6 protein-coding genes are annotated in these 9695 nt (G+C 61.5%); 2 read left to right on the top strand and 4 right to left on the bottom strand.

Annotated elements, in window-relative coordinates:
* Positions 1 to 165: 165 nt before the first annotated feature.
* Together ABCN01_RS01210 and ABCN01_RS01205 are read left to right on the top strand one after the other, a co-directional pair.
* Entirely contained in the window at positions 166 to 1347 is a 1182-nt protein-coding gene (locus ABCN01_RS01210) for a pyridoxal phosphate-dependent aminotransferase (protein ID WP_342996997.1), read from the top strand.
* A gap of 141 nt (positions 1348 to 1488) precedes the next feature.
* Complete coding sequence (locus ABCN01_RS01205; protein ID WP_342996998.1) at positions 1489 to 2379, top strand: ROK family protein; 891 nt, start codon at positions 1489 to 1491, stop codon at positions 2377 to 2379.
* A gap of 114 nt (positions 2380 to 2493) precedes the next feature.
* Here ABCN01_RS01205 and ABCN01_RS01200 read toward each other — a convergent pair whose 3' ends face one another.
* From ABCN01_RS01200 to argS, 4 genes are all read right to left on the bottom strand, one after another.
* Positions 2494 to 2943 (bottom strand): VanZ family protein, encoded by a 450-nt coding sequence (locus ABCN01_RS01200; protein WP_342996999.1) that lies wholly within the window; start codon positions 2941 to 2943, stop codon positions 2494 to 2496.
* 7 nt (positions 2944 to 2950) lie between these two features.
* Positions 2951 to 4351 (bottom strand): hypothetical protein, encoded by a 1401-nt coding sequence (locus ABCN01_RS01195; protein WP_342997000.1) that lies wholly within the window; start codon positions 4349 to 4351, stop codon positions 2951 to 2953.
* A gap of 311 nt (positions 4352 to 4662) precedes the next feature.
* Positions 4663 to 7236, bottom strand: a complete 2574-nt coding sequence (rho, locus tag ABCN01_RS01190) for a transcription termination factor Rho (RefSeq protein WP_343014149.1) — start codon at positions 7234 to 7236, stop codon at positions 4663 to 4665.
* A 528-nt stretch (positions 7237 to 7764) separates the two neighbouring features.
* Positions 7765 to 9618 (bottom strand): arginine--tRNA ligase, encoded by a 1854-nt coding sequence (argS, locus tag ABCN01_RS01185; RefSeq protein WP_055286535.1) that lies wholly within the window; start codon positions 9616 to 9618, stop codon positions 7765 to 7767.
* Positions 9619 to 9695: the final 77 nt, after the last annotated feature.

Below are 9695 nucleotides of genomic sequence, written 5' to 3'. Positions count from 1 at the left end.
AGGACCTCGGGGGCGTTCGGTTAACTGCGGGAGCGTGCCGTCAGCTCAATGTGTTCGGTTGGGATCGGAAATCAACCAAAAGAGTTTTTCGAGACCATTTCGAGCAAATCCCACCGGTTTCATAGGAGTAAACTTGCCCCACTGCAAATGCTCGAAAGGACAAGCATGAAAGAACTCTCCAACCGTACGGCAACGTTTACCGATTCGGTCATCCGCCGCATGACGCGCATCTCCAATAAGTACGGTGCTGTCAACCTCTCGCAGGGCTTCCCCGACTTCGATCCCCCGGCGCAGCTGCTCAACAGCCTGAGTGCCATCGCCACCGACCCCAAGCCGCTCTACCACCAGTACTCCATCACCTGGGGCTCCCAGGCCATGCGCGAGGCGCTTGCCGCCAAGCAGGAGCACTTTATGGGCATATCGATCAACCCCAACGAGAACATCGTGGTCACCTGCGGCTCCACCGAGGCCATGATGGCCGCCATGATGACGGTCACAAACCCCGGCGACAAGGTCGTCATCTTCTCGCCGTTCTACGAGAACTACGGCGCCGACACGATCCTTTCGGGAGCGGAGCCCATCTACGTGCCGCTCAACCCGCCCACCTTTGACTTCGACCGTGAGGTCCTCGAGGCGGCCTTCCGCGACAACGATCCCAAGGCGATCGTCCTGTGCAACCCGTCCAACCCCTGCGGCAAGGTCTTTACCCGCGAGGAGCTCACCTTTATCGCCGACCTGTGCAAAAAGTACGACGCCTACTGCATCACCGACGAGGTATACGAGCATATCGTCTATGCGCCCCACGAGCACGTCTACATGGCCACGCTGCCTGGCATGTTCGAGCGCACCATCAGCTGCAGCTCGCTGTCCAAGACCTACTCCGTCACCGGCTGGCGCCTGGGTTACACCATCGCCCCGGCCCAGATCACCGAGCGCATCAAGAAGGTCCACGACTTCCTCACCGTGGGTGCCGCCGCTCCCCTGCAGGAAGCCGTCGTCACCGCCCTCAACTTCGACGACAGCTATTACGAGGAGGTGCTCGACCTCTACACCGCTAAGCGCGATCTGTTCTGCAAGGGACTCGATAGCATCGGACTTGAGCATAACGTACCGCAGGGCGCCTACTACGTCATGATGGATATCTCCGAGTTTGGTTATGACAGCGACCTCGACTTTTGCGAGGACCTCGCGTCCAAGGTGGGCGTGGGCGCCGTACCCGGCTCGAGCTTCTTCCGCGAGCCCGTCAATCATCTGATTCGCTTCCACTTTGCCAAGCGAGACGAGACGCTGAACGCGGCGCTGGAGAACCTCAAGTCGCTACGTGATAAAATCAAGCCGCGCGGGTAAGGACGGCCCGGCAACTAATGCAACCAAAGAAGCCCCGCACCGCCCGCCGCGTTGCGAGGCTTCTTTCTATAGCGCTTTCTTAAATGGTTTAGAGCTCTATACTTTAGTCACGGAGCAACTCGTCCCAGAGAGAGGAATACTATGGCAGAGCAGCAGCTTATCGGAGCGCTCGAGGCCGGTGGCACCAAGATGGTCTGCGCCACGGGCTATGCAGACGGTACGGTCCTGGAGCGTGAGCAGATCGCGACCACGACCCCGCAGGAGACCGTTGAGGCCGTCAACGCATGGTTTGCCGACAAGGGCATCGCCGCACTGGGCATCGGCGCCTTTGGCCCCACCGCAGTCAACCCTGCCTCGCCCCAATACGGCAAGATCCTGGAGACGCCCAAAACGGCATGGCGCTACTTCGACCTGCTGGGCACCATCCAAAACGAGCTCAATATTCCCTGCGGCTACGACACCGACGTCAACGTTGCCTGCTTGGGCGAAGTCACCTTTGGTTGCGCCCAGGGCCTCACTGACGTTGTGTATCTGACCATCGGCACCGGCGTAGGCGCCGGCGTGCTCTCGAGCGGTAAGCTCGTGCACGGCATGATGCATCCCGAGGCCGGCCACATCCTGGTCACGCGCGACCCGCGCGACACCATCGGCGAGCATAGCGCTTGCCCCTTCCATGACAACTGCCTCGAGGGTCTCATCGCCGGCCCCGGCGTTAAAAAGCGCTGGGATGGCAAGAGCGCCGGAGACATGGCCGATGACCCGGAGGCCATGGATCTGCTCGCCGGTTATCTGGCACAGGCGCTCATGACCTACACGCTGTGCTACGCACCGCAAAAGATCATCATCGGCGGCGGTGTGGCCGACCACACCCCCATCGTGCCGCTCGCACGCAAAAAGTGTGCCGAGATGCTCAACGGCTATATCGTCACGCCCGAGGTCAACGACATCGATAACTACATCGTCAACAACAGCCTCGAGGGCAAGCAGGGCATTATGGGCTGCCTGGCCCTGGGCGCACAGGCGCTTCAGTAGCAGACGCACCCACAGGGCGTGGCGCGCCCGGCAAATCCGACCAATGGAACGACGCCACCACGCCTCATATAAGCCCTCAAATAAAAAAGGCCGCCTAGGACCAAACAATACGTCCTAGGCGGCCTTTTTGGCGCGCATCAGCGACCGTAAGAGATATCGGAGCACAACGCCCGTTGCCGCTCCACAGCAGTCGATCATCACATCGGTGATCATGCCGGCGCGTCCCGGCACAAAGAGCTGAATCGTCTCGTCGATCGAGGGAATCAGCAGCAGGAACACCGCCGTGGGCAGCAGCACGTCAAAGGTGCGCCGGCCCTCAAAATCAAAGGCGTGCGTTGCCAAGATGCCGAGCACCATATACTCGGTAAAATGCGCGCACTTGCGAACAACAAAGTTGGTCACCCATTCATATGGAAGTCCCACGCCGTGCAGGAAACCGCGGACCGCTTCCATGACCGTTAGGCTCAGCGAGCCCGAGCCCGAGCCGGGAACCAGCGAATTGCCCCAGATCAAGAGCGCCATCAGGCAGGTTACAACCGCCCATTTTCGATTGATCTTAACCATGCAGAAGTTATGCCTCCGCGCGGAGCGGCGCGAAGCTGGCGGTACCGCCCTCGATAACGCTCAGATAGGCACGGCCCGTACGCTTGGCGGTAGAGGACTGCAGGCGCTCGATCTCTTCCTCGAGGATCTGATTGACGCGCTCGTGACGACGGTTTTCCATAATGCCGGCGGCAATAGCCTCGGCCCGCTCGATGCTCTCGCGTGAGATACGGGCAGTATCCTCGGGGAAAACAGCACTGTGACGGCCGACATAGGCGGGGGCAGCAGGCTGAGGGGCAGCGACGGGAGCGGGGGCTGCAACAGGAGCAGGCTCGTCAATCTCATCCAGAATCGCGGTGGCGGCGGCCCACATGTCCTCGTGGCCCGAGTAATCGGCCATGGGAACATCAACCTCGAGCGAGGCGTCCGGAAGGTCGCCGGTGTCGATGCGATCTTGGGCATCAATCGATGCGGTGATGGCTGCAGGCTCATCGAGGTCATCGAGATCGATGTCCACGGCACCGGAGATGATAGGCATGCTGGCGAGGTTTGCATTGTACGGCGCAGCCTCAGCCGCCTGCTGCTGGGCAGGAGCGCCCCAAAGCGAGCTTTCGGCGGCACGGCGGGCAGCAACGGCCTCCTCGTCCGCAGTCATGGCTTCATCAACGTACGAATTGTCGGCAGAAGCGTTCGCGTCCGCCGAGGTAGCGTTGTAGGCGTTATTGGCTGCCGCGTTGGCAACGAGTGCCACGAAAGCCGCCGTGCTGCCCGCAGGGGCGGCCTGGGAGCCAGACACGGCGCGTGCCGCGGCGGCGATGTCGTCGCGATTGAAGGAGCCGGTCTGCCCGCCGTTGGTGAGCTCGTCGATGGCGACTTGATAGACGTCGCGCGAGTGTGCAGGGTCGCAGCTCACCGGCGAATCGTCGTCGAGCATACTGTCGATCATGGACCAAGCCTCGTCCTCGTCCATAGCATCTGCGGCTCGAGCGATGGTAGGGACACCATCATCGGCATGACGGCGCTGGAACGCACCAGTCAGGCCGGAAAGGAATGCCGAGGTAGACTGCTCCGCCTGAGCCTGAGAAGCAGAAGCCGCAACGTAAGGAGTCGCATCCTGCTGCTGAGCTGGAATCGAGGCGGTCTTGAACTCGCTTTGATGCTGATTGAGATTGGCGGCACCGCCCATGGCATCAGGCTGGAATAGACGCTCTTCACGCTGCGCACGGTACTCGGAAATACCCAGCGAGGCGGCATAGATACCCACGCCCGCCACCGCGCCCACGGCGAAGGGAACCGCACCCGCCACGACCGTCTCGTTCACAGACGAAAACGGCAGCGTCGCGGCATACATAACCACGGGAGCGGCAAGGCCGATCCCGCACGAAAGTCCGGCAAGGACTGCTCGTTGTGTTGCATCAGAAGAAGCCATGAGCTCTCCCCATCTTCCAGCACCCAAATCGCATCATTCAGTTGGCTGCGCGAGAGAAGATGAAGCGGGGCTATGCCCCAAAGCAACGGTATATGGTTCGTTTCATCTGCGTTATCCGTCGCGAAGCTTAAAAGCTATTATGCGAAACCGCCCTGTCGATTGCAAGCGACGATGTCGGATTGAAACGGGAAACCTGCTGCTTGCCAGTCTTATGGTCAAAAAAGCGCGGAGCGGCAATATAGAAAAGGGCCGAGGCTCAAAGCCCCGACCCTTTATTGCACTGATGACTATCGCTGCGCGTGGATGACAACCTAGAACGTCTGCTCGTAGTCGCTGTGCTTTTTGGCCGAACGCACCAGGAACTCCTGGTTGGTGTTGGTGCCCTTAAGACCCTTGATAAACGATGCGGCCGCGCGCTCGGTGTTGTTCATGCCGGCAAGAATGCGACGCAGGCCAAAGACAAACGGACGCATCTGCTCGTCAACCAACAGGTCCTCGTTACGCGTACCGGAGGCAACGGGGTCGATAGCCGGGAAGATGCGGCGGTCGGCCAGGTCGCGGTCGAGCTTAAGCTCCATGTTGCCGGTGCCCTTGAACTCCTCAAAGATGACCTCGTCCATCTTGGAACCGGTGTCGATGAGGGCAGAGGCCAGGATGGTGAGCGAGCCACCGTTCTCGATATTGCGGGCTGCGCCCAGGAAGCGCTTGGGCGGATACAGCGCCGCCGAATCGACGCCGCCCGAAAGGATGCGGCCCGAGGCGGGCGCCGCCAAGTTGTAGGCGCGGGCAAGACGCGTGATGGAGTCGAGCACCACCACGACATCGCCGCCCAGCTCCACGATGCGCTTGGCGCGCTCGATGACGAGCTCGGCCACGCGGGTGTGGTTGTCGGCGGGCATATCGAAGGTCGACGCCACAACCTCGCCCTTGATGGAACGCTGCATATCGGTGACCTCTTCGGGGCGCTCGTCGACGAGCAGGCAGATGAGGTGCACCTCGGGGTTGTTAATCGAGATAGACTGGCAGATCTTCTTGAGGATCGTGGTCTTGCCGGCCTTGGGCGGGGACACGATCAAGCCACGCTGACCCTTGCCGATCGGCGACACGATGTCGATGGCGCGACCGGTAATGGAGTCCTTGCCATGCTCCATGCGCAGCGGCTCGTTGGGATAGACCGGGGTGAGGTCACCGAACTTGGGGCGGTTGCGAATCTGCTCGGGGTCTAGACCGTTGACGGTCGTGATTTTGGCGAGGCCGGCGCGCTTGTCGCCGCCGCGCGAAGGACGAAGCGAGCCCTCGATGACGTCGCCCGTGCGCAGACGCGCGGAGCGGATGAGGTAGGCGGGCACGAAGGCGTCGTCGTTGGACTTCATGTAGCCATGGGCATGGATGATACCGGAGCTGTCCGGACGAATCTGCAGGATGCCCTTGATGTCGCGGAAGCCCTCGGCCTTCGCGGCGGTGACGTAGATCTCCTCGACGAGCTCGGCTTTCTTCTTGCCGGTCGTCTCAATCTCGAACTCCTTGGCCTTCTCGCGCAGCTCGGCGACCTTCATGGCCGCGAGCTCCTCGCGCGAAAGCGTGGGCTCGGTGGGAGCGGCATTACGCTCCTTGTTGCGCTGCTTGCGATCGCGCTGGCGGTTGCGGCGGTCGTTGTTGCGCTCGTCCTTGCGCTCGTTGCGCTCGTCGTTGCGCTTGTGCTGGCGACGGTTGGGGCGAGCGCCGTCTTCGGCCTCGGCGGGCGCGGCGCCATCGGTTGCGGCGGCATCGGCATTGGCCGCAGCGGCGTCATTGCCCTCGGCGCCGGAATCGACTTGCGCTTCGACATCAGCCTGCTGCTCGGACGCCTTGGCCTTAGCGGACTTCTTACGACCGCGCTTGGGCTTCTCGGACGCAGGCCGTTCGACGTCCTGGGGCTCGGCGGCATCAATCGATGCATCGACGGTCGTCTCGGCGGAATCCTCGGACGCACCCTTCTTGGCAGCCTTTGCCTTGGACGTGCGCTTAGCAGCAGTACGATGGCTGCGACCAGGACGGACGTCGGCGGGCTCGACATCGGCGGGAGCGGCCTCGGAAGTCGTAGCATCCTGGACGGGTGCATCGGCAGTGGTTGCAGACTCGGCGGTCGCCGCAGCATCCCGAGCGGCGGCGGCTGCGGCTGCGGCCTTCTCTGCCTCGACGAAGGCCTTGGGCTTGCGACCGCGACGGTGCGGGCGCAAAGCCGGATCGACAACGAGAACTTCGCTGGCCTCGACAGGCGCAGCGGGCTCAGCAGGCGATGTGCCCTCCCCTGCCGCGGAACGGACCGAAGCCTCAGTGAGCTCGGGGGTTGCCTGTTCAGCAACCTGCTCGGCCTTAGCAGCCGTGCGACGGCGTGTGCGCGGTGCCGGCTTCTCGGTCGGCTGGTCGGCGGCAGGCGTCTCGGTGGCGGCAGGCGTCTCGGGCACAGACGGAGCTGCGAGCTCGGTCAGAGCCGCGGCCTCACGCTCGGCAGCACGACGGCGGGCGCGCACCACCTGAGCCTCGCTAATCTGCGCCAACGCACGTGCCTGCGCGACCTCATCGGAAATCGGCGCCGAGGAGTCAGCTACAACGGTGCGCTTGGCACGCGTCGTGCGCGTGGTACGGCGCTTGGGCTTGGTGGCTTCCTCGCCGTCAGCGGCAGGCTTGGCCGTACGGCGCGTGCGCTTGGGCTTTGCCGGAGCAGCCTCCTCACCAGTTGCAGGCACGGCCTTCCCAGCCGTTGCAGGCGTAGGCGTCGAAGCAGCCTTAGGCGTCTCAGGAGCCGAGGTTTGCGCGGGCGCCGCGACCTGGTCCGACGCAACCGGTGCAGCGGGAGCGGCTTGCGTCGTCGTTATTTCGTTTTCTTGCTGTTGATCAGACACAGTGTTTGCTCAACTTTCTTTTCAAGCCCTGTGATCACATGCTCCCTGCATAAACCTTCAGGGCGGCTAAACAGTCTAGTTCCGTTCAAAACGACGGACATCATTGATCTGTATCGAGATGATTGCGTCATATAATCAGCGTTAGTGTAACACAACCGCAACCACCTGCAACTTAGTCATTGGGAACGCTCTTAAACGACTAGTCAAAAGGGGCACTTTTTGGTTTAACACCCACAAATCTGACTGCCTCCGCCAAAACTATGGCGGTTTACTACGATGAATCGCTCAACCGCGACCACTCCGAAACTTGTTGAACTAAAACCGCAGGTAGATGCCTTGCACTTTTTTGCGAAAAGCCGGCGTGGTTGGAATTTCTCATTTCATCGTAGTAAACTGGCATAGTTTCGTATTTCCAGCAGTTCCAAATTCGTCAATACGTCGGCGTTTGCAAAAAGCCCGACCTCCGCATGGAGATCGGGCTTATAGGGCTCAGCAAAGCCGAACCTACACGGTCAAATGACCCGTAGCTTACATCTGCTCGGGAGCGGAAACGCCAACGAGGGTGAGCACTAGGGCGAGCGTCACGCGGACGGCGTCGCAAGCAGCCAGACGGGCGCGCGAAAGCTCGGGATCGACGGGACGGCCCTCGCTCGGCAGAACCTGGCAGGCAGCGTAGAAGCTGTGGAAGTCGCCGGCGAGTTCCTCAGCAAAGTGCGTCAGACGGAACGGGGCGCGGTCGCGAGCGCAGCTGGCGATGAGGTCGGTGAGCTCGTTGAGCTTGCGCGAAAGGGCGAGCTCGGTCGGGTCGGTCAGCAGCGAGTAATCGACGTTCTCACCGATGGCCTTAGCGGCAACGGCCTTCATGCCCATCTCGTCAGCCTGCTCAGGCGTAACGTCAGCGGCACGGCGCAGGATGGAGCACACGCGGGCGTGAGCATACTGCACGTAATAGACCGGGTTGGAGTTGTCGCGCTTCTTGACGGCCTCGATATCGAAGTCGACCATCTGGTTGGAGCTCTTGGAGATGAGCGTGTAGCGGGCGGCGTCGGAACCGACCTCGTCGACGAGCTCCTGCAGGGTCACCATGGTGCCCTTGCGCTTGGACATACGGACGGGCTTGCCGTTGCGCAGCAGGTTGACGAGCTGGCCCAGCAGAACCTCAAACTTGCCGGGATAGCCAAGAGCGTCGCAAACGCAGCGGACGCGCTCGATGTAGCCGTGGTGGTCGGCGCCCCAGATGTCGATGACGTGGTCGACGCGCTGGAACTTATCCCAGTGATAGGCAACGTCGGAGGCGAAGTAGGTGTACTCGCCGTCGGACTTGATCAGGACGCGGTCCTTGTCATCGCCCAGGTCGGTGGAGCGGAACCACAGGGCGCCGTCCTTGGTGTAGAGGTAGCCCATCTTGTCGAGCTTCTCAAAAGCGCGGTCGACGGCGGAGGTGCCGGCGGTCTCGCCCTCGGTGTCCTTCACATACAGTGAGCGCTCGGAGAACCAACGATCGAAGTCGCAGTTAACGGCATGGCAAAGGTCGCGCATGTTGTCGACCATCTTTACATAGCCGCGCTCGCGGAAGCTCTCCATGCGCTCCTGAGGATCGGCGTTGACCCACTTATCGCCGTCAGTGCGCCAGAACTCGGCGGCCTCGTCGATGATGTAGTCGCCGCCATAGGAGTCCTTGCCAAGGGTCTCGGCAAAGTTATCCTGGTACGGATGAGTCTCGGGATGCTCGTCATTCTCGTCGGCAACGAAGGCGTCGCGGTCGGCGATCAGCAGCTTGTGAGCCTCGTCGATATCCACGCCCTGCTTGGCGATGATGTCGGCAAGCTGCATATAGCGCGTGCTGATGGAGTTGCCGAAGGTGTTCATCTGAGAGCCGTGGTCGTTGATGTAGAACTCACGCTGGATGTCGTAACCGGCGTGGTCCATAACACGGCAGAGGGAGTCGCCCAGAGCGGCCCAGCGGCCGTGACCAATGTGCATGGGGCCGACAGGGTTGGCAGAGACGAACTCGACCTGGGTCTTCAGGCCACCACCGACGTTGGACTTAGCGAAGTCCATACCCTTCTCGCGAGCCTCGCCAAAGATGGCATTCTTGACGGCAACGGAGAGGTAGAAGTTGATGAAGCCGGGGCCTGCGATCTCGACCTTCTCGATCGCGGGGTCCTCGGGCATATGGGCAACGATGGCCTCGGCGATCTTGCGCGGGGCGCAGTGGGCCAGCTTGGCGGACTTCAGGGCCATGGTAGAGGTCCACTCGCCATGAGAAGTGTCAGCCGGTCGCTCGATAGCGCAATCGTCAAGTTCAAATGCGGAAAGGTCGCCGGCCTCCTGGGCCGCAGCAAGCGCAGCGCGTACCAGCTCTTCAATCTTCTCGGGCATAGATCCTCCTTGTGTTAAAGCCCCCGAGCTCTTGGTCACTCGTAGGGCAAAAGCCAGAGTTTGTAGCACTCTATCAC

Origin of the sequence: Collinsella aerofaciens, assembly GCF_039062365.1 — a bacterium.
Classification (GTDB): Bacteria; Actinomycetota; Coriobacteriia; order Coriobacteriales; family Coriobacteriaceae; genus Collinsella.
This window is presented reverse-complemented; position numbering and strand designations above follow the sequence as displayed.